This is a genomic window from Sulfurimonas sp., assembly GCF_023229105.1.
Lineage (GTDB): Bacteria > Campylobacterota > Campylobacteria > Campylobacterales > Sulfurimonadaceae > Sulfurimonas.
On the sequence record NZ_JALNZY010000015.1, the window covers coordinates 11,802 to 35,994 of the forward strand.

26 protein-coding genes are annotated in these 24,193 nt (G+C 37.9%); 12 read left to right on the top strand and 14 right to left on the bottom strand.

Translation table 11 applies throughout. The annotated features are described in order from the left end of the window. Positions 1 to 104: 104 nt before the first annotated feature. Together recJ and M0Q17_RS03500 are read right to left on the bottom strand one after the other, a co-directional pair. On the bottom strand, positions 105 to 1,706 hold the full coding sequence (gene recJ, locus M0Q17_RS03495) for a single-stranded-DNA-specific exonuclease RecJ (protein WP_295083334.1): 1,602 nt from the start codon (positions 1,704 to 1,706) through the stop codon (positions 105 to 107). Between the two features lie 13 nt (positions 1,707 to 1,719). Then, positions 1,720 to 3,348, bottom strand: coding sequence for a CTP synthase (locus M0Q17_RS03500; protein ID WP_295083336.1), 1,629 nt, complete (start codon positions 3,346 to 3,348; stop codon positions 1,720 to 1,722). Between the two features lie 167 nt (positions 3,349 to 3,515). On the opposite strand from M0Q17_RS03500, the gene M0Q17_RS03505 reads away from it, so the two are divergent. From M0Q17_RS03505 to M0Q17_RS03525, 5 genes are all read left to right on the top strand, one after another. Beyond that, positions 3,516 to 5,135, top strand: coding sequence for a cation:proton antiporter (locus M0Q17_RS03505; protein ID WP_295083338.1), 1,620 nt, complete (start codon positions 3,516 to 3,518; stop codon positions 5,133 to 5,135). A gap of 40 nt (positions 5,136 to 5,175) precedes the next feature. Beyond that, positions 5,176 to 6,003 (top strand): HAD-IIB family hydrolase, encoded by an 828-nt coding sequence (locus M0Q17_RS03510; RefSeq protein WP_295083340.1) that lies wholly within the window; start codon positions 5,176 to 5,178, stop codon positions 6,001 to 6,003. Further along, entirely contained in the window at positions 5,996 to 7,261 is a 1,266-nt protein-coding gene (locus M0Q17_RS03515) for a sugar MFS transporter (RefSeq protein WP_295083342.1), read from the top strand. The genes M0Q17_RS03510 and M0Q17_RS03515 overlap by 8 nt, the downstream gene beginning before the upstream one ends. Further along, the gene (locus M0Q17_RS03520) at positions 7,258 to 8,106 is read left to right on the top strand and encodes a D-hexose-6-phosphate mutarotase (protein WP_295083344.1); all 849 of its coding nucleotides are present in this window, start codon (positions 7,258 to 7,260) and stop codon (positions 8,104 to 8,106) included. The genes M0Q17_RS03515 and M0Q17_RS03520 overlap by 4 nt, the downstream gene beginning before the upstream one ends. A gap of 129 nt (positions 8,107 to 8,235) precedes the next feature. Then, positions 8,236 to 8,487: a high-potential iron-sulfur protein gene (locus M0Q17_RS03525; RefSeq protein ID WP_295083346.1), complete on the top strand. Its 252-nt coding sequence runs from the start codon at positions 8,236 to 8,238 to the stop codon at positions 8,485 to 8,487. Positions 8,488 to 8,500: 13 nt separating this feature from the next. On the opposite strand, the gene M0Q17_RS03530 is transcribed toward M0Q17_RS03525, so the two are convergent. Beyond that, positions 8,501 to 9,472, bottom strand: coding sequence for a lytic murein transglycosylase (locus tag M0Q17_RS03530; RefSeq protein ID WP_295083348.1), 972 nt, complete (start codon positions 9,470 to 9,472; stop codon positions 8,501 to 8,503). A 114-nt stretch (positions 9,473 to 9,586) separates the two neighbouring features. Here M0Q17_RS03530 and M0Q17_RS03535 point away from each other — a divergent pair, with 114 nt between their 5' ends. Then, positions 9,587 to 9,733, top strand: coding sequence for a hypothetical protein (locus tag M0Q17_RS03535; RefSeq protein ID WP_295083350.1), 147 nt, complete (start codon positions 9,587 to 9,589; stop codon positions 9,731 to 9,733). Here the strand turns inward: M0Q17_RS03535 and murU are convergent. The 8 genes from murU to secG form a co-directional block, all read right to left on the bottom strand. Beyond that, the gene (gene murU / locus M0Q17_RS03540) at positions 9,720 to 10,382 is read right to left on the bottom strand and encodes an N-acetylmuramate alpha-1-phosphate uridylyltransferase MurU (RefSeq protein WP_295083352.1); all 663 of its coding nucleotides are present in this window, start codon (positions 10,380 to 10,382) and stop codon (positions 9,720 to 9,722) included. The genes M0Q17_RS03535 and murU overlap by 14 nt on opposite strands. Continuing rightward, positions 10,379 to 11,317 (bottom strand): phosphotransferase, encoded by a 939-nt coding sequence (locus tag M0Q17_RS03545; protein WP_295083354.1) that lies wholly within the window; start codon positions 11,315 to 11,317, stop codon positions 10,379 to 10,381. Before M0Q17_RS03545 ends, murU begins: the two co-directional genes overlap by 4 nt. Further along, positions 11,310 to 12,416 carry an anhydro-N-acetylmuramic acid kinase gene (locus tag M0Q17_RS03550; protein WP_295083355.1) on the bottom strand — a complete coding sequence of 369 codons (1,107 nt, stop codon included), beginning with the start codon at positions 12,414 to 12,416 and terminating at the stop codon, positions 11,310 to 11,312. The genes M0Q17_RS03545 and M0Q17_RS03550 overlap by 8 nt, the downstream gene beginning before the upstream one ends. Beyond that, positions 12,409 to 13,881 carry a sodium:solute symporter gene (locus M0Q17_RS03555; protein ID WP_295083357.1) on the bottom strand — a complete coding sequence of 491 codons (1,473 nt, stop codon included), beginning with the start codon at positions 13,879 to 13,881 and terminating at the stop codon, positions 12,409 to 12,411. Before M0Q17_RS03555 ends, M0Q17_RS03550 begins: the two co-directional genes overlap by 8 nt. Then, positions 13,881 to 14,987 (bottom strand): glycoside hydrolase family 3 N-terminal domain-containing protein, encoded by a 1,107-nt coding sequence (locus M0Q17_RS03560; RefSeq protein ID WP_295083359.1) that lies wholly within the window; start codon positions 14,985 to 14,987, stop codon positions 13,881 to 13,883. The genes M0Q17_RS03555 and M0Q17_RS03560 overlap by 1 nt, the downstream gene beginning before the upstream one ends. 31 nt (positions 14,988 to 15,018) lie before the next feature. Continuing rightward, entirely contained in the window at positions 15,019 to 15,627 is a 609-nt protein-coding gene (gene pyrE / locus M0Q17_RS03565) for an orotate phosphoribosyltransferase (RefSeq protein WP_295083361.1), read from the bottom strand. Positions 15,628 to 15,632: 5 nt separating this feature from the next. Continuing rightward, positions 15,633 to 16,190, bottom strand: coding sequence for a ribosome recycling factor (frr, locus tag M0Q17_RS03570; protein WP_295083363.1), 558 nt, complete (start codon positions 16,188 to 16,190; stop codon positions 15,633 to 15,635). A gap of 93 nt (positions 16,191 to 16,283) precedes the next feature. Further along, a complete protein-coding gene (secG, locus tag M0Q17_RS03575) occupies positions 16,284 to 16,616 on the bottom strand; it encodes a preprotein translocase subunit SecG (RefSeq protein ID WP_295083365.1) in 333 nt (110 codons plus the stop codon). Between the two features lie 187 nt (positions 16,617 to 16,803). On the opposite strand from secG, the gene M0Q17_RS03580 reads away from it, so the two are divergent. Continuing rightward, positions 16,804 to 17,496, top strand: coding sequence for a methyltransferase domain-containing protein (locus M0Q17_RS03580; protein ID WP_295083366.1), 693 nt, complete (start codon positions 16,804 to 16,806; stop codon positions 17,494 to 17,496). Here the strand turns inward: M0Q17_RS03580 and M0Q17_RS03585 are convergent. After that, positions 17,478 to 17,924 carry an MOSC domain-containing protein gene (locus tag M0Q17_RS03585; RefSeq protein ID WP_295083368.1) on the bottom strand — a complete coding sequence of 149 codons (447 nt, stop codon included), beginning with the start codon at positions 17,922 to 17,924 and terminating at the stop codon, positions 17,478 to 17,480. The two genes, M0Q17_RS03580 and M0Q17_RS03585, sit on opposite strands and share 19 nt — an antisense overlap. A gap of 249 nt (positions 17,925 to 18,173) precedes the next feature. On the opposite strand from M0Q17_RS03585, the gene soxC reads away from it, so the two are divergent. From soxC to M0Q17_RS03610, 5 genes are all read left to right on the top strand, one after another. Then, the gene (soxC, locus tag M0Q17_RS03590) at positions 18,174 to 19,514 is read left to right on the top strand and encodes a sulfite dehydrogenase (protein ID WP_295083370.1); all 1,341 of its coding nucleotides are present in this window, start codon (positions 18,174 to 18,176) and stop codon (positions 19,512 to 19,514) included. 13 nt (positions 19,515 to 19,527) lie between these two features. Continuing rightward, a complete protein-coding gene (locus tag M0Q17_RS03595; RefSeq protein ID WP_295083372.1) occupies positions 19,528 to 20,688 on the top strand; it encodes a c-type cytochrome in 1,161 nt (386 codons plus the stop codon). Positions 20,689 to 20,726: 38 nt separating this feature from the next. Beyond that, a complete protein-coding gene (gene soxY, locus M0Q17_RS03600) occupies positions 20,727 to 21,182 on the top strand; it encodes a thiosulfate oxidation carrier protein SoxY (protein ID WP_295083374.1) in 456 nt (151 codons plus the stop codon). Between the two features lie 55 nt (positions 21,183 to 21,237). Then, complete coding sequence (gene soxZ / locus M0Q17_RS03605; RefSeq protein WP_295083376.1) at positions 21,238 to 21,531, top strand: thiosulfate oxidation carrier complex protein SoxZ; 294 nt, start codon at positions 21,238 to 21,240, stop codon at positions 21,529 to 21,531. 126 nt (positions 21,532 to 21,657) lie between these two features. After that, positions 21,658 to 22,677, top strand: a complete 1,020-nt coding sequence (locus M0Q17_RS03610) for an MBL fold metallo-hydrolase (RefSeq protein ID WP_295083379.1) — start codon at positions 21,658 to 21,660, stop codon at positions 22,675 to 22,677. An 81-nt stretch (positions 22,678 to 22,758) separates the two neighbouring features. Here M0Q17_RS03610 and M0Q17_RS03615 read toward each other — a convergent pair whose 3' ends face one another. Further along, a complete protein-coding gene (locus M0Q17_RS03615) occupies positions 22,759 to 23,169 on the bottom strand; it encodes a thiamine-phosphate pyrophosphorylase (protein ID WP_295083381.1) in 411 nt (136 codons plus the stop codon). Beyond that, positions 23,162 to 23,860: a Bax inhibitor-1/YccA family protein gene (locus M0Q17_RS03620; protein ID WP_295083383.1), complete on the bottom strand. Its 699-nt coding sequence runs from the start codon at positions 23,858 to 23,860 to the stop codon at positions 23,162 to 23,164. The genes M0Q17_RS03615 and M0Q17_RS03620 overlap by 8 nt, the downstream gene beginning before the upstream one ends. Between the last annotated feature and the right edge of the window lie 333 nt (positions 23,861 to 24,193).

Below are 24,193 nucleotides of genomic sequence, written 5' to 3' on the forward strand. Positions count from 1 at the left end.
TTTTACATTTTTGCGCCTTAAGGGAGTTTTAAAATATACTATTTTTTAATACTTTAACGCTATTTAAGTCGTATATGTACCATTATGCTAAGAAGAATTTTTATTTAATAATTATATATTTTATTTATAATAAGCTGAGTTGATACTGCTGAGTTAAACTCATTTTTCATAACTCTGTAACTACATGTTAACTTTTTTTCGTTAGGCATCTTAATAGCTCTTTTAAACAGTATCAGCTCTATACTTTTTCTATCATGTACAAATTGTCTAATTATTATTTTAGTGTGGGATTTATCTTTGCCAAAATATTTTATCTCTACTATCTGAGCATCCCTTATCAAAAAAAGAGGACGTGAGTTTGCTTCGCCGTATGGTTCAAAGTTTCCTAGTAGTTCTAAAAGCTCAAAGTCTATCTCTTGGCTTGGAAGTACGCCCATGATGCTATCTAAAGGCAAGAAGTCTGAAGAGTCAAGCTTTGAAGCACTTTTGTTAATGGCATTTTTAAAGGAGTCTATATTTTCTTCTTCCAATCCAAGACCAGCTGCCATCTTGTGCCCGCCGAAATTATTTAGAAAAACGCTGTTTTGCTTTATGAGTTCATATATATCTATATTTCCTATGCTTCTGGCACTTCCTTTTGCAACTCCATTGTTTATACTTAGAACAATAGCTGGTTTTTGAAAATGTTCTACCAGCCTTGATGCAACAATTCCGATTACGCCCTCATGCCATCCCTCTTTGGCAACAACTATGACGTTACCCTCTTCCTGGGCAAGCTCTAATGCTTCATTTGCCGTTTGAGTCTCAGTCTCACGTCTTTGTTCATTAAGGGAGTTTAGTTTTTCAAATTGTGTGTAGGCTTTGTTTGTTGTTGTGGCAGTTAAAAACTCTAGCGCAATGCTGGCATCCTCGAGTCTTCCAGCGGAGTTTATGCGCGGCGCTATTTGAAAAGCTATATCTTCGGAAGTTATAGAACTTTTGTTTAAAAAATCTCTTATTATAACAGAAGAGGGTCTTTGCGAGCGCATTAAAACACTTAACCCCTCTTTTACAAGAGCCCTGTTTATATTTTTAAGGGGCATAATATCGGCGATAACGGCGATGCATAAAATATCCAAAAAACTCTTCATGTCGATGGCAAGAGAGAGCTCTTTTTTCACAAGCCCAAGCAGCAGCCAGGCAACCTGTGCCCCGCAAATATCTTTAAAGGGATAATCACATTTTGAGAGTTTTGGGTTTACTATAGCGTAAGCCTCCGGAAGTGTCTCTAGCGGAGTGTGGTGATCTGTGATGATGAGATCTATACCTCTATCCATGCAAAGCTTTGCGGCTTCTATGGCAGTTATGCCATTATCTACCGTTATAACGATGTCAGCATCTACTCTATTTAGTACACCAGGGCTCACGCCATAGCCGTCATTAAAACGGTTTGGAATGATTGTTTGAAGAGGGTAGGGGATTTGCTTGAAAAAATCGACCATTATTGCAGTTGAGCTGATGCCATCAACGTCATAGTCGCCAACAACAGTTATCTTTCTCTTGTTGATTATGGCATCAGCTATTTTTTTAGCGGCCCTTGGAGCATCATGGAGCAGGGAAGGGTTTGGGATTTGCGAGAGTGTTTTTTCTTGATTGTCAAGTCTTTGAGAGAGCAGCTCAAAAAGAGCTGACTTGTTTAATATAGGTACATCGTCAAAAACATGCATAGTAAAGCGTTAGCTATTTTTGTTGTGAAATATTTAGAGTCGCTTCAACAAATGCAAGAATCGAAGGGTTTGGAGTCTGAAGTCTTGAGGTAAACTCAGGATGAAACTGAACACCTAAAAACCATGGATGGTCTTTAATCTCAACAGCTTCAATGAGTCCGTTTGATTCCCCTGTAACAATCATGCCTGCATCTTCAAGCTGCTTACGGTAAGCAGGATTTGCCTCATATCTGTGGCGATGTCTCTCGAAAATTGTTTTTGCACCGCCGTAAGCTTTGCGTATAAGTGAGCCCTCTTTAGTATCACAAGGGTATTCGCCAAGTCTCATAGTTCCGCCCATCGGAGATTTGTGCGTTCTAAGCTGTGTATTTCCGCTTTGGTCTAAAAAGTTGTCTATTAGGTAAATCATCGGATGAGGTGTGTTTTCATCAAACTCTATGGAGTTAGCATTCTCCAAAGAAAGTACGTTTCTCGCATACTCTATAAGTGAGAGCTGCATACCAAGGCAGATGCCAAGAAATGGGATTTTGTTTACTCTTGCATACTCTATAGCTTTGATTTTGCCCTCAACCCCGCGATTTCCAAATCCTCCAGCTACCAAGATGCAGTCACAATCGCCAAGAAGAGTTTCTATATCTCTGCCCTCAATCTCTTCACTGTCAACCCAGTTGATATCTACGCGGGTATCAAGGTGTGCACCTGCGTGGATAAGGGATTCTGTTAGAGATTTGTAAGACTCTTTTAGTTCAAGATATTTTCCGACAAATCCTAAAATTATGCGGTTTTTAGGCTGAACTATTTTTTTAACAAGTGAGTCCCATCTCTCCATGTCTGGATTAAGCTCGCCGAGGTCTAACTCTTTTGAGATAGGCTTTAAGATATTTTGTCTTAAAAATGAGATTGGAATATCATATATTGATGCCGCATCAAGTGCTTCTATAACGCTGTCTGAGGAGACGTCACAGCTCATTGCTAATTTTTTCTTGAATGTTTTTGGCAGTGCATTCTCGCTTCTTGCAATTATCATCTGTGGGGTTATACCGATACGGCGAAGTTCCTGAACAGAGTGCTGCGTAGGTTTACTCTTTAATTCACCAGCAGCTTTGATGTATGGAATAAGAGTCACATGCACAAAAAATGTACCCTCAACCTCTTCATCATGTTTCATCTGACGAATCGCCTCCATAAACGGAAGACCTTCAATATCTCCTACCGTTCCGCCAAGTTCTACTATTAGAATCTCATGCCCCTCGCCTGCCTCTTTTATACGTTTTACGATTTCGCCTACGATATGCGGGATAACTTGAATCGTCTGACCGAGGTAGCCGCCTGCGCGCTCACGCTCGATAACGGCGGAGTAAACCTGACCGGTGGTAAAGTTGCTTGATTTTAGGTATGAACTGTCTAAAAATCTCTCATAATTTCCGATATCTAAATCGGTTTCAGCTCCATCTTTTGTAACAAAAACTTCGCCATGTTCGAGTGGACTCATGGTTCCAGGGTCAACATTTATATATGGATCTATTTTTAACATACCGACTTGTTTGCCTGCATGTTTTAGCAGCGTGCCAATGCTAGCTGCTGTTATTCCTTTTCCAAGAGAACTTAAAACTCCGCCGGTAACAAAAATATATTTAGTCATAAAATAGCTCCAAGATGTTAAACATAGCCGCGATTATAGTATAGAGTCTCTTAAATTTAAGTATATGATTTTTTTAAAGTATTTAGCTCAAAGTTTTTTTTGTTATAATTGCATAACTTCCAAAAGGGCACTCTTAAAACCCTTAATATAATATTTGAAAGACTTTTATGGATTCAGCACTCTTATATATCGTTATGGCGTTAGGTGTTTCAACTATACTAAATCTTTTTTTGAAACGCTTTGGCATCTCTCAGATAATAGGATATATTTTTACCGGTACTATAATGGTTTATGCGCTTGATTTAAGATATATGAACGACTCAAAAACGCTCGAACATATAGGCGAATTCGGCATAGTTTTTTTGATGTTTACTATAGGTCTTGAGATATCTTTGGCAAAAATGAATAGTATGAAAAAAGAGATATTTTTCAACGGGTTTATGCAGGTTGGCTTTACTGCTCTGGTAGTTTATAGCATAAGCCACTATCTGTTTTCGTTGGAGTCAGTCCCTGCTCTTATTCTCTCGCTCGCTTTTGCTCTCTCCTCTACCGCCGTGGTTCTTAGTTTCTTAAAGAGCTCAAAAGAGATACATAACCCTTATGGGCAGCGCGCAACGGGGATACTGATATTTCAAGATATCGCCGTTATTCCTATACTTATACTTTTGGGATTTTTAACAAGTAGCGGTGATCAGTCGATTCCTGAAATACTTAGAGTTACGCTTATAAGTGCTGTTTTTGTTATCGGATTTATGTTTATCGTGGGAAAAAGAGTTATGACGTGGCTCTTGCACTTTTCGGCTTCAAGTGAAGTTGACGAGCTTTTTATGGGTTCAGTCCTTTTTATAGTTGTAAGTGCCGCACTTTTAGCTTCTTACATGGGCTTTACATACTCTCTAGGAGCTTTTGTTGCGGGGATGATTATAGCCGAGACGAAATATCATCATAAAGTAGAATCCGATATTGCACCGTTTAAAGATATACTTCTTGGAACATTCTTTATCGTTGTGGGTATGAAGGTAGACGTTCTCTTTTTTATTGGCAATTTCTGGCTCATTATCGGTATCTTTTTGCTTGTTTTAGTTTTAAAAACTACTATTACCTATCTTGTTGTTCGCTTAACATCTTCACATGTGCTCTCTCTTAAGACTGCCCTTGCAATCTCTCAGGTAGGAGAGTTCTCTTTTGTTATCTTTGCAGTTGCTAGTATGGGCGGTTTATTAGAAAAAGGGCTTGAATCTCTTTTTGTTCTTGTTGTTATATTTTCAATGGTAGTAACTCCGTTTTTTATCTCAAAAATCAACAGGTTTGTGAGCTATGTAAGCCGTCATCAATATCTAGGACTTGATATCTCCGCATTTATATCTAGACAAAACCATGTAATCGTCTGCGGTTACAGTGTTGTAGGTAAGTTTGTTGCTAAAAATCTTGATGCTCTTGGTGCTCCGTATGTCATTATAGACAATAATCCAAAACACGTTAATGAGGCAATTTCTGCAGGAAAAGAGGCATATCTTGGAGATATGTCAAAGCTCTCGCTCCTAGAAGCGCTTCATGCAGAGAGCTCGGCGGCAATTATTGTAACATTAGATAATATTGAGAAAAAAAGAGCAATCTGCGAGGCAATCTTAAAGCACACGAAAGATATCAAGCTAATAGTAAAAGTATCAACGCTTGAGGATAAAGAGAATCTGCAGGATTTGGAAATAACATCTATTGTTGACACTAAAGTTGAGGTGGGACGCCTGCTTGTGGAAAGAATGCTTACATGCAAGATGAGGTACTAATTGATGTTACGCACTAAAACAGAGATTGGGTACTAATAAGATGAAAAATGTATATATTACCGATTTGGACCACACCTTTTTGCGAACAGATTTAAGTGTAAGTGAATTTACAAAAGAGATGTGGAACGGTTTTTCAGCCCACTCTATCCTTAGCATAGCAACCGCTAGAACATATAAGAAGACGACACAATTTTTAAAAAATGTAGATATTAACGCTCCCATGATACTTCTTGATGGCGCTTTGATAGCAACGATAGAGAAAAAAATAATTGATACAAAATTTATAAACAAAGAGGTAGGAGACGCAATCATAGACGAGGGCGCAAAATTTGGCATCTATCCCTTTGTCCTCTCCTTGGCGGATACCAATCTAAGCGAAGCATTCTCCTACTCTAGCGTTTTAAACATGCATCAAAAAGAGGTTCTTAAAAACTATAAAAAAGATGAACATCATCATCAAGAGAAAAATCTTCGTGCAATGAATGACAATTTTAAGATAGTCTATTTTGGTGAAGAAGAGCTTCTTCGAAGAGTTGCACAGCATCTTAAGGGGATTTTTGGAGATACGCTAAAGTATATATTAGCTCCGGAAGCTTATGTCGGTTGCTACTTTTTAACTCTGCTTCAAAAAGATGCAGACAAGTCGCATGGCATACGAAGTGTGAGCGAAGCTATGGATTTTGATCTTCAAAAACTGACTGTATTTGGAGATAACCTTAATGATATCGGCATGTTTGAGTTGGCCGAAACATCGGTTGCGGTTGCCAATGCGCAAGAGAGCGTCAAAAAGGCGGCAAAGATAGTTCTTCCTCATACAAATGACGAAGATGCGGTTGCAAACTATCTTATGAATCTGAAAAATGTCTAGCAAAACCTCACTGCTTCCAATGGTTATCATTGCCATCTTATTTTTTATATTCGGATTTGTTACATGGCTTAACGGCTCGCTTATCCCGTTTTTAAAAGTCATCTGCGACCTTAATGAGTTTGAAGCTCTTTTTGTAACCTTTGTCTTTTACATAGCTTATACATTTATGGCTTTACCGATGTCTTATGTGATAGAAAAAACGGGTTACAAAAATTCTATGGCACTAGGTTTGGCGATAATGGCAGTAGGGAGCCTTCTGTTTATCCCAGCGGCACAGAGTGCTAGTTTTTTGCTCTTTTTGCTAGCTCTTTTTACACTTGGATCAGGCCTTACTATTTTACAAACAGCCTCAAACCCATACATAGTGTGTATAGGACCAATCGAGAGCGCGGCTATGCGTATAAGTATTATGGGACTTATAAATAAGGGTGCAGGAGTTATAGCTCCTCTTCTTTTTACAGCCTTTATACTCTCAGATATAGGCTCTTTAGAAAATTTATCCGTTGAATCAAAAGAGGAGCTTGCCTCAAAGCTTATAGTTCCTTATATAGTCATGGCAGCACTGCTTTGTGCTCTTATTGCTCTTGTGAAGTTCTCTAAGCTTCCAGAGCTTGAGTTTGAAAGAGATGAGATGCAGGAGCAAAAGAGTATCTTTGCATTCCCTCGTGTTGTTTTGGGTGCAGCCGCCCTCTTTTTTTATGTCGGTATAGAGGTAATAGCGGGGGACACCATCGGGCTTTACGGTCAGCATCTAGGTTTGACAAATGTAACTGCTTTAACCTCTTATGTAATGTTCTTTATGGTGCTTGGCTATGCAGTCGGGGTTGCTTTTATACCAAAGTATCTTTCGCAAAAAGAAGCACTTACAGGCTCCGCACTTCTTGGAATACTTTTTTTAACAGGGGTTGTAGTGTCCTCGCAGAGTCACGATATATCTGAGGTTTTATGGGGATGGAGCGGCATCAGAACACTTCCAAATACAGTAATGTTTGTGGCGCTTTTAGGATTTGCAAATGCTCTAGTGTGGCCGAGTATCTGGCCACTTGCATTAGAGGGTTTGGGAGAGCGTACTGCGCAAGGGAGCGCTCTTTTGATTATGGCCATAGCAGGTGGGGCAATCCTTCCACTCATCTTTGGAAAAATCTCCCATGTCAGCGGAGATATGCAATCGACTTACCTCATAGGAATAATCTGCTATATTTTTATACTCCTTTACGCACTGAAATGGTATAAAATAAAATCTTGGGATGAGTTGTGATTGCGCATAAAAAATTGCCAAACGGCTTTGAATATATAGAGATAAAAAATAGCACCACAGAGGCAAAAATAGCACTTCAAGGGGCGCATCTTTTTCATTATGCAAGAGTTGGCGAGGAGCCAATTCTATGGCTTAGTGAGGTTAGTGACTTTGAGTATAAAAAAGCGATTCGCGGCGGTATCCCAATTTGCTGGCCTTGGTTTGGATTTAATGAGGACAAATCTCTGCCTCAGCACGGCTTTGCAAGAACCTCTATATGGCAGTTTATCTCTAGCGAGGAGGTAGATAAGCAGACAGCAGCTTTGATCCTTAGGATGACTCACAACGAAGAGACGTTAAAAATGTGGCCATACAAATTTGAACTAGAGCTACATGTGATAATCTCTAAGAGATTGACAATAAAGCTTAAAACTACAAACAAAGATGAAAAATCTTTTAAAATATCTCAAGCACTCCATACCTATTTTGGTGTTTTAGATATCTGTGAAGTAACTGTAAAAGGGCTAGACAAAAAACCATATTTGGACGCACTGACATGGAATCATGAGATCCAAACAGGCGATGTAACTTTCAATCAAGAGGTCGATAGAGTCTATCAAGAAGTAGATGGCGAAATAGTATTAAGCGACAGAAATAGAGAGGTTTATATAAAAAGCAGAGGCTCCTCTTCTGTTGTTGTCTGGAACCCGTGGATTGAAAAAACCAAAAGAATGAGCGCCATGAAAGAGGATGCTTATAAGAGTATGCTCTGCATAGAGACATCAAATGCTTTTGCTGATGCAAGGGTTTTAAAATCAAAAGAATCACACACTCTAAAAGCCGACATATTTACAAAGCCGCTGTAAAAGAAAGGTTTTTAATTTAAGTAACTTTTGGTAAAAAAGGTATCAATTATAATAAATTATAATTTAAGACCATCTGCAATAGAATATTTGCAGTGAAGTAAAAATTAAAGATAATGTGAGGATATAACTATGAGAGTTTCACCAAGAAGAGTGTTTTTTAAATATATGGTTATTATGGGTTTTGTTACATGGAGTGCTACTGCGTTGCATGCTAAAACAACAAAAGAGAAGACAGCGTATCAAGAGAGCCCAAAAGATGGCAATATATGTGCTGATTGCTTGCATTTTCTTCCAGATACAAATGAGTGTAAAATAATTGAAGGCTCTATAAGCCCAAATGGTTGGTGTAATTTATACTTTAAAGACCCAAGAAAAAAGTAGGTAAAAGCGCTTTTTATTTTAGTCCCAAGTGAGCATCATAGGCTAAGCGCATCACGCCTATGGCGTAGTTTGAGGAGTTATTATAACGCATGATTCTTTTTGCATACTCTCTTAAATATGAAAGCTCTTGCTTGTCGCAGGTAAAGCAGTCATATTTTTTTTGCGATTTTGAATTTTGCTCATAAACCAGCGAAGCGTTCTCATTTAGAAACTCATAGTCATACCATGTTGATTCGATACTTACAATATCTGGTATTTTTCTCCAGTCTATAAGCTCAGAAAAATCAGCCTTTTCATGTAAAAATTTACTAGCAGATACAATAGCATCTTCCATCTTTGTTAAATCTGCAATTTCACTTTTATACCCCTGAGCATAAACAAAACTGTTGGGCATAAACTGGGGAATTCCGACGGCTCCGGCATAAGAACTTGGCAGGTTGCACTCTTCTGGGCTTACCCCTTTTTTGTAACAGTAAGTGATGATAGAAGCCATGTTTGTTTTGCCCATGGATATAAGCCACTTCTCTCTGGGTGTGTTTGGCTCTGTTCTTAGCACTAAAGTGTTAAAGACAATAAACGCATCATGAGTAGGTTTTATCTTTCCAAGTTTTGTCTCTTTGATTAAGATAGCGGCTATTATTTCACGATTTACGCCATATTTTTGTTCTGTAAAGTCATAAACTTCAGCATACTCTTTTAGATGCTCAATCATATCCGGCACATATTTTACAAGCACGTTATTTGCTTTTTTCTCATTTTTTTTATGAGTTTGAATATATTTTGGTTGTAGATATTTATAGCTTACCTCATCAAACTTCTGCGTTTTAAAGTAGGAGAGTAAAAATTTGTTTGCATACTTGTATGATACGCCGTTTTTTACGACCTTGTTACATATATCGGTGTAGTCTCTGTTTTTAAATTCGCAGTTGTCATGTTTGGCAAAAAGGAGGGTAGAGAACAAAAGTGTGAAAAATATTTTAGGCATCAGAAACTCTTTTTAGATTTTATTAACCCTAGTATAACATCTTCTATAAAAATAATTTTAAGCAGTAAGAAGATTTGTTATAATTTCAAAAAATATTACAAAATAGGAATAGAAATGGAAGTAGATAAGGCTTGTAACAACAAGATATGTATGAAAAGTGATGAGTGCGCAAGATACCAATCATATTTAGACGGCAATAAAGATTATAAAACCTTTAAGGGAACAGAGACAAAAGGGTGCGGGCAGTTTATGCAGAAGTAGCGTTTATCTCTTTTAACCTTTGAGGCGTGCCTATATCGTGCCACTTGCCTTCATAGAGTGAACCGCCGACATTGCCATTTTTTACCGCTTCTCTAAGCAGGGGAGCAAGAGGCATTTTTTTACACTCTAAGCCTTCAAAGAGTTTTGCAGAGTAGTATCCAATACCTGAAAATGTAAATCTTCTTTTTATATCGTTGCTCACTCTATTTTTGTGTAACGCAAAGTCTCCATCAGGATTATGCTGAGGGTTTGGAACTAAAATAAGATGCGCCAAGTCGCCATTTAAATTAAAGCTTGTTTCAAACTCATAGTCGCACCAGATATCGCTATTTACCACCAAGAAGGTGTCGCTCTGGATAAGGGGAAGTGCGTTTATGATGCCGCCTGCACTCTCAAGGGCACCGCTTTGTCTCTCATCAGAGTAGAGTAGATTGACTCCCCACTTTGAGCCATCGCCCAAACTCTTCTCTATCATGTCTCCGAGATAGTCTATGTTTATTACTATTTCGCTAAATCCGAGGGAAGTGAGCCTCTCTATATGCCAAACAATAAGACTTTTACCGTGAACTTTTAAAAGTGCTTTTGGAGTTTTATCCGTAAGTGGGCGCATTCTCTCTCCGCGTCCTGCCGCTAAAATCATGGCTTTCATTTAAGACCGCTTAGAAATTTTGCAAGCTCTTGCGTTTGGTTATATCTATTTGCTGTATCTATAACATACTTAAGAGTTAGCGGTATATCTTTTAAAAAACTCTCTTTTTTATCGCGAATATGAAGACGAGAGAAGACCCCAAGCACCTTTATGTGTCTTTGAAGCCCCATAAAATCAAACCATTTTATAAATGTTTCATTATCCACTTTTAATCCTTTTTTATCACGAAATTCCAGTGCCAACTCCTTGATGCTTCTTCTATCATAGGCGACGTAGCAATCTTTTAAGAGTGAAACTAAGTCATAGGTAATTGCGCCATTCATGGCATCTTGATAATCAATCAGACCAATTTTGTTATTCTCTTTTAGCATGATGTTTCTTGAGTGAAAGTCACGATGCACAAATATATCTTGAGGCTGCTCAAGAACAGTGTTTGAGATAGTATTAAGGGTCTCTTCTAGGAGCTTTTTTTGTGCCAGAGTTAGTTTTACTTGTAGATATTTTTCAATATACCACTCCTGCATCAAGCTCATCTCAAAATCCAAAAACTCTTTATTGTAAACGCGGAGCCCTTTCACACTTGCTTTTTGCATCTTCAAAATAGTATTGATAGCTTTTGTGTAGTATGCTTTAAAGTTGTTTTGATTTAAAATATCCAGATAGTGTTTTGTTCCAAAATCTTCAAGTATCAAGTAGCCGTCTTGTATATTTTGTTCAAATATTTTAGGTACGCCGACATCTGCATTTTGCAGTTTTGAGGTGACATCCAAAAAGGATTTTAAGGACTCTTTCTCAAGAGAAGAGTCCATCAATATTGCTGTTTTGTTTCCATCTCGCAGTCTGTAATATTTTCTAAAACTTGCATCAGCTAAGGCAGACTCAATGATATAGTTTTTAAAAGTAGTTGTTTTTAACCATGACTGTGTTTTACTCATAAATAGCACCCAATAAAGAATCTTTTGACGCTCCAGTAACGGAGGATAGTTTAACACAATTTTTGTGCACTCTCTCATGTGCGAGCCATGCAAAAGCCATAGCCTCCATAAACTTGCTACTTACCCCGCACTCATCGCTTGATGCCACTTCAACTCCTCTAAGTTCATCTGCTAGCCTCTGCATTAGATAGCCGTTTTTGACACCGCCGCCGCATACTATAAGTAAAGTTACTTCGTTTTTTCTGACCTCATTTGCGATGCTTGAAACTGTTAGCTCCAAAAGTGTTGCCTGCATATCTCTGTTTTTTATATGTAGAGTGCCGCCTTTTTTCTGCATGAAAATCTCAAGCTGCCTCTCAAGCCATGTTTTGTTAAAAAGTTCACGTCCTGTGCTTTTTGGAGCTTTTTTTGAGAAATATGGCTCACTAAGCATCTGCTGTAGCAGTTCGTTGTTTGGAGTTCCGGATTTTGCCCATCTTCCATCCTCATCGAACGTTGCGCTATTGTGGAGTGAAACCCAGTAATCCATAAGAACATTCCCGCATCCGGTATCATACCCTGTAAGATTTTCTCCCAAAATAGATAAATTTGCCATCCCACCGATATTTACAACAGCGATTTTAGCTTTTAGTCTTGAAAAAACATATTGGTGAAAAGCGGGTGCAAAAGGAGCGCCTTGCCCGCCCAATGCTATATCCTTTCGTCTAAAATCACTAACGACACGAACACCCGTTAGCGCCGTTATAATGTTTGAATCGCCCAGCTGCATAGAGAAAGGGTGGTCACTATCAGGATTATGCCAGAGCGTCTGCCCATGCAGACCGATAGCCGTTATCTGCTTTTTATCTATCTTTTTTTCAGATATAAAACGCTCCAGTGCATCAGCGTACATTTTACCCAAGCGCATATCAAGTTCGCCGATTTTTTTAAGCGTTGTCGGAGCATTTATGGCTTTTAAAACCTCTTTTTTTACCTCTTTGTCAAACGAATATGCCCCCGAGCACAAAAGCTCAAAACTCTGTTGTTTGATTTCGCAGTAAGCAATATCAATGCCATCAAGGCTCGTTCCGGACATTACGCCTATATAAAATTCACTCACTTTTTACTCCTCCTAGCTGAACGATTGCAAACGCTGCCGCGGTGCCAATAACCATCTGCCATGAAAATCCAAGTTCTACTCCAAAACTGTATGGTTGAAGCGCTAAAACTGTTACAAATCCGCCGACAAGTCCCCATAAAACACTATCTTTATTTCCGCGTGATGTAAATAGTGCCGAGAAGTATACACCCAAAAGCCCTGTATATGCAAATGCCATAACGCCAAGCGCAAAGCTGATAAGTGAGAGGTCGCTGTAGCGTTGCCAGAAGTAGCTCAGCATTGCCATAAGGGATAGAACAACTGCAAAAAACAGTACCGCAAATCGTGAAGCTTTTACAAAATGGTACTCCTCTACCTCGGCTCGTTTTAATCTCCATGGACGATAGAGGTCCTCAATTGCAACTGATGCCATGGCGCTAAGGACGGAGTTCGCGCTAGAGAGTGCGGCGGCAATCGCCCCGACGGTAACAAATCCTTTTAGCCCCTCAGGCATCTCGTTTAGTATGTAGTACATAAAAATCGTAATTTTTTCGCCCTCAAAACTCTGTGTTACGTTGCTTTGCATGTAAAATAGGTACAGAAGTGCTCCGATTGCCAGAAAGAGAAGCACAACAGGCATAGTGAGCAAAATGGAGATGATAAGCGATTTCGCCGCCTCCTTTTTATCTTTGCATGCCAATACTCTTTGCGTCATATCCTGATCAAGCCCAAAAGCGGCAATGTTTAGAAGTAGCCAGCCGCCAAGTAGTCCGATAATGCTAAAGTTACCATCAAGAGAGGTGTCTAAAAAGTTGAGTTTGTTGTGTTGGCTAAGTGTTTTGAATATCTCTATATTTTCCAGCGAGATATAGAGATAGACAAGAACAGCGATGCCGGCTCCGATGTATGTCACGGCTTGAATAACATCGCTTAAGATAACAGAACGAACACCGCCAAAGTAGGTGTATGCAAGTGCTCCTAGCATTAAAATTAAGATGGAGAGAGCAACATGAAAAAAGAGTATATCGCTAAAGAGAATCATGGAGATAGCGAGTGCCCCTATGTAGAGTCTCGCTCCGCTTGCAAGCACTCGCCCGATGATAAACATAACTCCCGCCTGCTTTTTCGCGCTTTGCCCATATCTGGCTTCTAGGAGTTCATATACTGTAACTGCTTTTATTTCGTAATATTTAGGAACTAAAACATAAGCTACAAAAATAACTGCCAAAAGCGCAGAGAGATAAAACCCTATAAATGTAAAATCATGCACAAAGGAGTATTCGGGAGCACCCAAAAAAGTAGCGGCTGATTGTGAAGTCGCCAAAACAGACATTGCTACGGCAAACATAGGCATTGTGTTTGGAGATAAAAAGTAGTCTCGTGAAGAGTTGATTTTGGTTCGGCTTAAGATAATGGACGTTATGCCAAGCAGAAGAAAATAGGAGATAAATACCAGCCAATCAAGGGTTGAAAAAGCACTCTGCATTATTCTGTTTTTATATTAGCGAACAAACGCTCTACTCTTTTGTTTGACTCCAAAATCCTCTCTAAAGGGATAGAACCGTTTTTTATCTGAGCCAAAATTGTGCTAATGAGCACATCAGTATCTTGATATGAGAGTTGGTTACCAAAGAGCAGCATGTCCACCCCTGAGTTTATACTTAAAGTTACAATTTGCTCAAGAGTATAATGTTTTGCAATTGCTCCCATCTGCAAATCATCACTCACTATTACCCCGTTGTAACCTAACTTATCTCGCAGTAATTCTGTATTTACTTTGTATGAGAGCGTTGCCGGGTAGAGCTCATCAAGATTCTCATTAAAGACATGCGCTGTCATTATCATGTTGGCATCCCCTGAATGTATAAGCTCTATGTATGGCTCTAGTTCAGACTCGCTCCATGTTTCGCTGATATCTACAAATCCATTGTGTGAATCTTCAAGCGAGGAGCCATGCCCGGGAAAATGTTTTATGACACTGATAATGTTTTTATCCCTTAGTGAATTCATAAAAATTTTTGCATATTTTATAACCTCTTTAGGTTCGCTTGAGTAGGAGCGTTTTAGCCCTGCTATAACCCTATTTTTAGGATTTATCGTTAAATCAACTACCGGCGCGAAGTTGCAGTTGATGCCTGCATCTTTGAGTGTTTTTGCGAGGTTGTCATAGACATGTTTTGCCATGTAGGCATCCATCTCTGAGACTACTTTGGCAGAGGGTGTGGCCTCAAATCCATAAGCAGGCTTGAGTCTTGCAACTTTTCCCCCTTCTTGGTCAACTGAAATAAGAAGCGGTTTATAGGCGAATGATTTGAGTGATGAGGTAAGAGTTTTTAACTGTTTTGGCGAGCGTATATTTTTTGTTTTAGCTCTGTCGTCAAAGTGGCGGTCAAAAAGGATAACACCACCGAGTGTATACTCTTGCAAATATTTGACAATCACGCTCTTTTTAGTTAGAGATTCGCCCTCAAAACCGACGATAAGCATTCTGCCAATCATCTTCTTTAGCATAGCATCATTTGGTAGGTCACTAGAAGCGTGTGCACCTTGCATCAAGAGCAAAAGTGCGAAAAAAATGGCAATGAGTCTCACAGAACTACCTTTAAAAAGCCTTTTAGAAATCTTAGTTTTCTCTTGAGCCTGGCTTTATAGCTTCACTTCCTTCTTTACAAAGCGGACATGCATCAGGTGTATACATCTCAAATGTAAAATCAGCAAGTGCAAAAAATGGAATATCTTGCGGCAGCTTGCAGTTTGATTTTGTGGTAACGTTACTATTTTCGCGTTTACAAAAACCGCGATTTGCTAATGCCGCAACGCCTACTATCTCCCCGCCGAGGCTCTTTATGGCTTCTGCGGCTTCCATAGCGGAACCACCGGTTGTGATGACATCCTCACACATTAAAACTCTCTCGCCCTTTTTTATCTCAAAGCCGCGGCGAATGCTCATTTTTCCATCTACCCTCTCGGCAAAGATAGAGCGAACATCAAGTGCAGTTGCCAGTGCAAACCCGGCAATTAAACCGCCAAGAGCGGGAGCGCAGACAGCATCTACTTGTAAGCCGCTTTTTTTAATCTCTCGTGCTAGAGCATCTGCTAGAAATTTTGCAGTTTTTGGATTTTCTAAAACTTTTGCTGATTGTAGATAAAATTGTGAATGATTACCACTACTTAGTTTAAAATGCCCCTCTAAAAGAGCATCTGAATCCATATATATTTTTTTAATATCCATCTAAACTATACCTTTAGTATTTCTGCTTCTTTTGTTTTAAGAATACTATCAATTTCTGAGATATATTTATCTGTAGTTTTTTGTATAGTATCTTGAGCGGATTTCGACTCATCAATAGTTATTTCTTTGTCTTTCTCAAGCTTTTTAATTTTGTCGTTTGCATGTTTTCTGTCATTTCTAATAACAACTTTTGCATTCTCTCCCATGCCCTTCATCTGCTTTGCAGACTCTTGTCTCTGCTCAACCGTCATGGCAGGAAAAAAGAGTTTTATTTGTACACCGTCATTGTTTGGAGTTGCTCCGATATTTGCTTTTGATATAGCACTCTCGATTGCAGAAAGAAGATTTTTTTCCCATGCATTTATAATGATTGTAGTTGCATCCGCTACCAAAATAGAGCCGACTTGATCAAGTGCAGTCATGGTTCCATAGTAGTCAATTCTGATATTATCCAAAACAGATGTGGTTACTTTGCCTGTTCTTAGTGTCTTGAAATCTTTTAGCATGTGATTTACGCTTGCTCGCATCTCTGACTCGCATGTGTTGAATATTTCATTTAGCATTTAGTTTCCTTATGTATGAAAAATAGTGGCGCCATTGTAGCGAGAAAAGGCTAAAAAAAAGATTTTAAAAGAGGGTAGTTGCAAAAATTGCAACTATTTTGAAGGTGTTGTTTCACTCTGTGCGGGTGGTATAGTAGCAGCAGAAGGTGCCCTGACATCAGTTGATTCGACTAGGTTATCCATAACAGATTTAGTCGAAGCCGATGAGTACATGTAGCCGAGGGCAATTGTATTTACAACAAATAAAAAACCTATCGTAAAGGTTGTTTTTGCTAAAAAGCTTGCCGGACCTTTTGCCCCAAAAACAGAATCATTTGAACCGCTGTATGCTCCAAGACCTATGCTTGAGCTTTTTTGTAATAGTACTGCTATTACAAGCATTACAACTAAAATTATTTGAACAACAAAGAGAAAATTGGCTGTCATTATATGTATCCTGAGTTTTAAAAGTTGCGAATTATACCCAAAAAAACAAATTGTTGCAAAACAAGCTATAATTTCAAAAAAAATTAGGGATATTAATGAGCTTTAAAAATGGGATTTTCAGAGCTTTAACTGTGCTGTTTATAACAAATTTATCTCTTTATACAAATATCTTGATTGCCAAGAAAAGATGAAAGTAAGCTCCGAATTTTCAAAATATGCATCCTGCTACAATAGTTACAATGTGATACAAAACAAGGTTATTGAAAAACTTTTAAGCCATGTAAAGCAAAAACCAAAAAATATTTTAGATTTAGGATGCGGAAGCGGAAACCTCTGCAGGGCAATTGAGTGGGAGTATGAACACTTTAGCGGAGTCGATTTTGCAGAGGGTATGTTAGAGCTGCATCCAAAATCATCAAAGATAGAGCTTATCAACGCAGACTTTAATGAGGATGGACTTTTTGAAAATAAGCTTACATATATATATGATTTTATTTTTTCAGCATCAGCTTTGCAGTGGGCTGATGATTTAGAGAGAGTCTTTGGCAGGATTAAGAACTTAAACGCCCCCGTTGCTCTGGCTATATTTACATCAAATACTTTTAAAACTATAAATGAAACAGCATCTATTAGCTCTATACTAAAAAGTGCAGAAGAAGTGGATGTGCTTCAAAAAAAGTATTTTGATGCAGAATTTGAGGTTGTAAAATATAAGCTTGAGTTTGCATCTACAAGAGAGATGTTTAAGTATATAAAAAGAAGCGGTGTTAGCGGGTCAAGGAAAATATTGAACTACAAAGAGAGTAAAAAACTTCTGCGTGAGTACCCTCTAAGTTATTTGGAGTTTGAGGTAGCTTTTATCTACTCTTCTAATATGTAAACAAAATCTTCTTTTAATATCTCTCCGCCTTTAATTACCTTTGCAAAAATTCCTCTGTAATTTTTTATAAGTTTAGGTATTCTTGTATCTATTGCTGAGAGATGTGTGCAAATTGTGCAGTTTTGACTTATTTCTAAGAGCGTGTTGCCGATTTTTAGTTGTGTGCCAATAGGTAAATTGTAAGGGTTGTAATCGATAAAGATATTTTCACCCAAAGATCCAAGCGGCATATCTATTTCATAACTTTTAATCAACTCGTAGCTATGAATTGACGTAATTAAAACTGAACGATTAATCTGCTTGTTGTAAAACTTATCTTCAAGAACTCCAAACTCATCTACTTTGAGAATTGGTTTGTTAACTCTTTTTGAACTCTCTTTAGTAGAGATGAAAAGCTCTAAAACTCTTCCGACATTTTTATTTGCCATGACACGATACCTTTTTTGCATATTTTATAGTTATATTTTATATCTGTAAAATTCTAGCATAGTTTTTGAGTATAAAGATTGAGTATAAATATTAAAATGTGAGAAAATTATTACATTATTGATATTATTCCTTGACAATTCAATTTAATTTCATATATAATCTCCGTCTTGCATTTTGTACTATGCATAAAAAATGTACTGTGTATACTATAAAATCTACAAGATTAAAGAGAAGGAGGTAGATGAAAAATGAGTAAAATTTCTGAAAATAACTTAGAAACTACTACAAACAGCGTAGAGCAATCAAGTAGAAGAGATTTCTTCAAAAGAACTGCTGCTTATTCTGTAAGCGCAATTGCAGCTACAAGCATCTTAACACCGGCTAAATTATTGGCTGATGATGAAAATATTATTCATCATGTTGAGTGGGGAACAAGTTTAGGTGATGAGCTTAATAAACATCCATACGGTATCCCGTCTGCTTATGAGCATAATGTTGTAAGAAGAACATCGGCGCTTCTTTCGTCTGCGGGAGACATGCATGCTGCGGTCTCAATGACGCCTATACATGAACTAGAGGGCATTATTACGCCAAACGGTTTGCATTTTACAAGAACGCATAACGGCGTTGCTCATGTAGATCCAAATAAGTTTAGACTTATGATTCATGGTCTTGTTGAGAAGCCTATCGTTTTAACTCTTGAGCAGTTAAAAAGATATCCTGCTGAGAGCAGACTCCTTTTTTTAGAGTGCCCTGCTAACGGTGCGGCTGAGTGGAAAGGTCCTCAATTCAACTCCTTACAGTTTGTAAAAGGTATGATGAGTAATGCTGAGTGGACGGGCGTTCGCTTAAAAACTATTCTTGATGAAATCGGTCTAAAGCCTACTGCAAAGTGGATGCTAGCAGAGGGTTCGGATGGTTCAGAGATGAGCAGAACAATTCCAGTTGAGAAAGTTCTAGATGATGCAATGATTGTTTGGGCACAAAACGGCGAAGCGCTTAGACCTGAACAAGGATATCCTGTTCGTCTAATGTTGCCGGGTTGGGAAGCAAACTTATGTGTAAAATGGCTAAAACGCTTAGAGTTCGGTGCAGAGCCATGGTACTGCAAAGAAGAGACTTCTAAATATACAGTGCTTACCGCTAGCGGTAAAGCAATTCAGCACTTCTATCCATTAGAGGTTAACTCAATTATTACAACTCCTTGTCCTGAGAAACCATGGTCTGACCTTAAAAAAGGTGATATTGTAGAGGTTGAGGGTATTGCTTGGAGCGGTCACGGAACTATTGCGGCTGTAGATATATCATTTGATGGCGGCGATAATTATGTTGAGGCAAAACTCAAAGGTTTGGTTCTTCCTAAATCATGGACAAGATTCTCATATATGTACAAATATGAAGGCAAGCCTTTGTTAATTCAATCTCGTGCTATGGATGATGCTGGCTTTGTTCAACCTTCAGTTTCGCAAGAAAAAGAGATTATAGGGGTAGAGGGCGTTTATCATAGAAACTCAATTTGTACTTGGGAAGTTAGACAAGATGGTTCAGTTCACAATGTTCAAGTTAGAACAGATAACTGTCCAAAGTAGGGGGGAGTAGATTATGATGAAATTAAATAGTAAATTAATTATTTTAGGCATTTCGGCAGTTGCAAGTAGCGCACTGTTTTTTACAGGCTGTTTTGCTTCAAATACAGGCGTAAATAAAACTGCTGAAAAATCTTTGACAAAAGATGGAACTGCTACAAGTGCTTATAATCCAGTCAAAGATGCTATAGATGGAGGTGTTACGTATAAAAGAGAAAATGGCAAATATACTGCATACCATATAAACGAGCAGCCGACAACAGGTGTTAATTTTGGTAGAGCTCCAACTCCAAATGAGCTAAAAGCTTGGGACACTGATATTATGCCTGATGGCACAGGATTGCCTATAGGTTCCGGTACAGTAGGAGAGGGGGAAGAGCTATACGATAAGGATTGTGCAGTTTGTCACGGTGAGTTTGGTGCAGGCGGTAAAGGCTATCCAACGTTGACGGGCGGATCTATTGCTTCACTTAAAAATCAAAGAACTTGCCCAGGCAAAGATGCTCCAAATAGAACAATTGGTTCATACTGGCCACAAGCAAGCACTCTTATTTGGTATATCCGTGACGCTATGCCGTATGCGAACCCAAAAAGTTATACACCGAATGAAATGTATGCTATGACTGCATATTTACTCGCTGAAAATGGTGTAAAAATGGAAGGCGAAGATATTGAAGAGTTAAATCAAGATAACTTCAAAAAGATTGTAATGCCAAACCGTAATGGTTTTTACCCTGATATAGACGGAGCAAACGGTGTTGAAAATGTAAGAGCATTTTTTGCTGAACCTAAAAATTTCGGTGCAGTTGGAACACGTTGTATGACTAATTGTGGTAAAGAGACTGTTTCGAAAATTGGAAATGAGATTACAGCTGTTGTACCTGCGTACTCTACTGTAAGAGACCTTCCAAAAGTAGATCCAAATGCAAAACCTGTTTCAGAAGCTGAAAAGATGTACGAGAAGTCTTGTTCTGTTTGTCATAAAACTGACAACATGGGAGCACCCGCTCTTGGAAATAAAAATGCTTGGGCTACAGTGATGGAACAAGGGTTAGATAGAGTTAATCACAACGCTATAAACGGTATTGGTGGCATGCCTCCAAAGGGCGGCGCTATGGATTTAAGTGACGAACAAGTCAAAGATATTGTTAAATTTATGGTAGAATCCAGCAAGTAAGATTTACTGGATCTACTACACTATATAAAGGAAAAAAAATGCAAAGAAGAAAATTTTTAAGTTTAAGCGCAACAGCAGCAGCTGTGGCATCAGTTTTACCGGCTAGCTTAAGTGCTACGGATTTTAGAACGACAGCTCCTAAAGCTTGGGAAGCTCCTAGCTCTAAAGAAGCTATAGAGGCATTATTTGGTTCAGCAGCTATGATAGATGGACAAATTGAGATTAAAGCTCCTAAACTAGCAGAAAATGGTGGCGCAGTGCCAATCGGTATTAAATCTAATTTAGATTTAGCTACTGTTGCTTTATTTCAAGATGCAAACCCAAGAAGTGCTGTTGTAGTATTTGAACTACCGGAAAATGGTGTTGCTGATCTTATGACTAAAATAAAGATGAGAAAAACTGCTAACGTAACTGTTGTTGCAAAGGGCAGAGATGGCAAATTATATTCGGCAGTACAAAAAGTCGAAGTTTCTATCGGTGGTTGTGGAGGTTGATTTCAGCCTAAACAAACTATGTGTATAAATAAAAATAAATAAAAAGGATTATATTATGAAAATAAAAGCAAAAGAAAAAAAAGGCATTGTTGAAGTTAAAATCTTACTTGACAACCCGATGATAGGTAAAGAAGAGTCAGTATTGAAAAAAACAGAAGTTGATTTTCTTACTCATGTTACTGCAAAAGTAAATGGCAAAATTGTTTGGGAAGCATCAACGGGTCCATTTTTATCTAAAAACCCTTATTTTATGTTTAACTTTAAGGGTGCAAAAAAAGGCGATGAAATTGTTATCGAAACTATTGATAACAAAGGTAAAACTGAAAGCGATAAAGACGCAATCAAATAATTTTCACCATTTCCCTCCAACTTGGAGGGATTATTTAGACAAAGAGTAGATTTGATGTGTTGTTTTACACACCAACTCTACTCTTGTGAGAATTAAACTTAAAAAGGGAAATTTATGTTAAAAAAAATGACAAATCCACTATCGGTATCAGCAATTGCGCTATCACTATTGATGAGTGCATGTTCTTCAGACTCTTCTAAATCAGAAGCAGCATCTGAAAGCACTGCAAAAAACGTTGTTCAGGCCACAAGTACAAAAACTCCTGATTTTGATTATAAACTAGAGCCAAAACAAGTTAGTGAAAATGTTTGGTGTTTATTTGGAGCACTTGAAATGCCAACAAAAGAAAATGGTGGCAACATGTCAAATAACTGTTATATCAAGACTAAAGATACTTGGGTATTATGGGACACAGGGGCATCTTATGTATATGCAAAACAAGCATATGCAGCAATGAGCAAGATTGCAGATCTTCCCGTAAAAACTATTCTTTTAAGCCATGAGCATGATGATCACTGGCTAGGCAACAACTACTACAAAGAAGTGCATGGTTCAAACATTGTTGGTCCTGAGTCTATTAATCAAAACTACCATACAGGTGACATTACTAGAATGTTTAGAGTGTTATCTGAGAATGCTATTAGGGGTACAAAAATCATTAAAGTTGATGAATGGCACGATGAGTCTATCAAGTTTAATATTGGCGGAGTAGATTTTGAATACGTACCAGTTGGGAATGGACACTCCGTGTCAGATTACTTCTTATATATGCCAAAAGAGAAAGTAATTTTTGCTGGGGATTTAGTTATGAACGGTAGAGTTACATCAAATAGAGATGGTTCAGTATTAGGTGAAATAGCTGCTATTGAAAAAATGAATACAAAAGATTGGACTACTATGATTCCAGGTCACGGGTTCATTATAGATAAGACAGCTGCTGATGAAGCTATGCAATACTTTACTTTAACAAGAGATAGAGTTCAAGCTGCAATGGATGATGGTGTTGATAGTACGGGAATCGTTGAAGCGGTACCTCTAGAAGAGTTTAAAGATAAAAAAATGTATGATATACTAAACTCTTTAAATATATCAAGAGCATATTTAGAGTTTGATATGGGCTTACCAGAACATAAAGTAGAACACTAAAGATTTGGCCTTAAGGCCAAATCATACTAAACTTCTTTTGTATAAACTTATTTAAAATCCCCTACAAAATATAAACTCTTACTATTGGCTAGCATCAATTAAAATAGCTTTTTCCAATGCATAAAGTTCATACCTTATCTGTTTAAAGTTCTCACTATATTGAGCACTATAAAGCTTGTATAGCTCTTCAAGCACTCTTGCAGACTCTTGTGCTCTTTTAAAGTTGGCAATAATAATTGAGGAGATATCACAACGATTTAACTCACTCTTAATTGTATCACGAAGCACATCATTTATACTATCACGCTCTTTAAGCAGCTCTAACGTCTCTTGAATTTTTGCTTTGTGTCTTAAGTGTTTTAATTTGCAGGAGAGTTCTTTATTGTTGTCTCTATATCTTACAATATCTTCAACAACTCTAATTCCTTCTTTGAGGCGGTTTAGGTTAGCATCTATCACCCGATAAAGCTCGGGCGATAATTGATTAGTCATCACTTCCAAATATACCAAGTAGGTGTAGAAGAGAAGTAAATATGTTTAAAAAGTCTAGATAAAGAGCAATAGCGCCGTCGATAGGCGTTTCATACGCACCTTTAATAATATTTTGAGTGTCATAAACAACTAATATGCTAAACAGTAAAACAACTGCTCCAGAGATAGCTATCGCCATTAGTGGATTTCCCAAAAAGATATTTATAATAGAAAATGCAACAATAACAACAAGCGCTATCATTAACGGTTTTGCATATCCTGAAAAATCCTTAGTTGTTTTAATAGCATAAAAGCTCATAGTGCCAAAAACAAGAGATGTCATTGCAAAAGCATTCCCGACAATTGTTCCACCATTGTTCATCCCAAGGGTATGTGAAAGCAGAGGTGCCAACATTAAACCTGTCATAAACACAAAGCCAAACATTACTGCTAGGTTGATACCCGGCTTATGTTTTACAAAATGCAACCCAATTAAGAGTCCAATTTCCAAAATAAACAGAGGGAAAAAATTAGCGGCTATAGTCCCAGCCATAGGTACGCCAACGTATGCACCAGCAGCACCCGCCATCATTGAAGCAGCAAACAGCTTGTAAGTCTCTTTTACAAAAGATACAATTTGCGTATCACTTCTAGCTTGAGTGCTGTATGCAGATGCGCTCCCCCTAGCATAATCACGATTGTAAAGTCCCATATTTTTCCTTTATATATGTAATACAAAATAATTTACATATTTGTATGTTTAAGAATTTTATACATAAAGAGTTAATAAATAGCAACATGCCATATATTAAGAGAGAAGAGCATTGGTGAAATTTATTAAAAAATGCAGTAAACTTAACACTTGAAAAAAAGTTTTAAAATTCATTTAAAAAACTATTGACAACTAAGTTTGATTTGCCTATAATTCCCCTCCACAAACAAAGGGACCTTGTAAAAGAGGAGTAGAGAGACTTCGAGTTGAAGCTTTTGAAATTGTTTGAGATCATTGAAAACTAAGCAAGTAAATAGACTGATATAACTATAC

Bases quoted from the DNA above. Each gene is read 5' to 3' on its own strand.
- M0Q17_RS03595 (WP_295083372.1), top strand. From the start codon at position 19,528: ATGATGAAATTAAATAGTAAATTAATTATTTTAGGCATTTCGGCAGTT.
- soxC (WP_295083370.1), top strand. From the start codon at position 18,174: ATGAGTAAAATTTCTGAAAATAACTTAGAAACTACTACAAACAGCGTA.
- M0Q17_RS03525 (WP_295083346.1), top strand. From the start codon at position 8,236: ATGAGAGTTTCACCAAGAAGAGTGTTTTTTAAATATATGGTTATTATG.
- pyrE (WP_295083361.1), bottom strand. From the start codon at position 15,627: ATGGATATTAAAAAAATATATATGGATTCAGATGCTCTTTTAGAGGGG.
- M0Q17_RS03505 (WP_295083338.1), top strand. From the start codon at position 3,516: ATGGATTCAGCACTCTTATATATCGTTATGGCGTTAGGTGTTTCAACT.
- M0Q17_RS03545 (WP_295083354.1), bottom strand. From the start codon at position 11,317: ATGAGTAAAACACAGTCATGGTTAAAAACAACTACTTTTAAAAACTAT.
- M0Q17_RS03515 (WP_295083342.1), top strand. From the start codon at position 5,996: ATGTCTAGCAAAACCTCACTGCTTCCAATGGTTATCATTGCCATCTTA.
- frr (WP_295083363.1), bottom strand. From the start codon at position 16,190: ATGCTAAATGAAATATTCAACACATGCGAGTCAGAGATGCGAGCAAGC.
- M0Q17_RS03510 (WP_295083340.1), top strand. From the start codon at position 5,176: ATGAAAAATGTATATATTACCGATTTGGACCACACCTTTTTGCGAACA.
- M0Q17_RS03620 (WP_295083383.1), bottom strand. From the start codon at position 23,860: ATGGGACTTTACAATCGTGATTATGCTAGGGGGAGCGCATCTGCATAC.
- secG (WP_295083365.1), bottom strand. From the start codon at position 16,616: ATGACAGCCAATTTTCTCTTTGTTGTTCAAATAATTTTAGTTGTAATG.
- M0Q17_RS03535 (WP_295083350.1), top strand. From the start codon at position 9,587: ATGGAAGTAGATAAGGCTTGTAACAACAAGATATGTATGAAAAGTGAT.
- M0Q17_RS03555 (WP_295083357.1), bottom strand. From the start codon at position 13,881: ATGCAGAGTGCTTTTTCAACCCTTGATTGGCTGGTATTTATCTCCTAT.
- murU (WP_295083352.1), bottom strand. From the start codon at position 10,382: ATGAAAGCCATGATTTTAGCGGCAGGACGCGGAGAGAGAATGCGCCCA.
- M0Q17_RS03615 (WP_295083381.1), bottom strand. From the start codon at position 23,169: ATGACTAATCAATTATCGCCCGAGCTTTATCGGGTGATAGATGCTAAC.
- M0Q17_RS03500 (WP_295083336.1), bottom strand. From the start codon at position 3,348: ATGACTAAATATATTTTTGTTACCGGCGGAGTTTTAAGTTCTCTTGGA.
- M0Q17_RS03585 (WP_295083368.1), bottom strand. From the start codon at position 17,924: ATGGCAAATAAAAATGTCGGAAGAGTTTTAGAGCTTTTCATCTCTACT.
- M0Q17_RS03530 (WP_295083348.1), bottom strand. From the start codon at position 9,472: ATGCCTAAAATATTTTTCACACTTTTGTTCTCTACCCTCCTTTTTGCC.
- soxY (WP_295083374.1), top strand. From the start codon at position 20,727: ATGCAAAGAAGAAAATTTTTAAGTTTAAGCGCAACAGCAGCAGCTGTG.
- M0Q17_RS03580 (WP_295083366.1), top strand. From the start codon at position 16,804: ATGAAAGTAAGCTCCGAATTTTCAAAATATGCATCCTGCTACAATAGT.
- M0Q17_RS03610 (WP_295083379.1), top strand. From the start codon at position 21,658: ATGACAAATCCACTATCGGTATCAGCAATTGCGCTATCACTATTGATG.
- recJ (WP_295083334.1), bottom strand. From the start codon at position 1,706: ATGCATGTTTTTGACGATGTACCTATATTAAACAAGTCAGCTCTTTTT.
- soxZ (WP_295083376.1), top strand. From the start codon at position 21,238: ATGAAAATAAAAGCAAAAGAAAAAAAAGGCATTGTTGAAGTTAAAATC.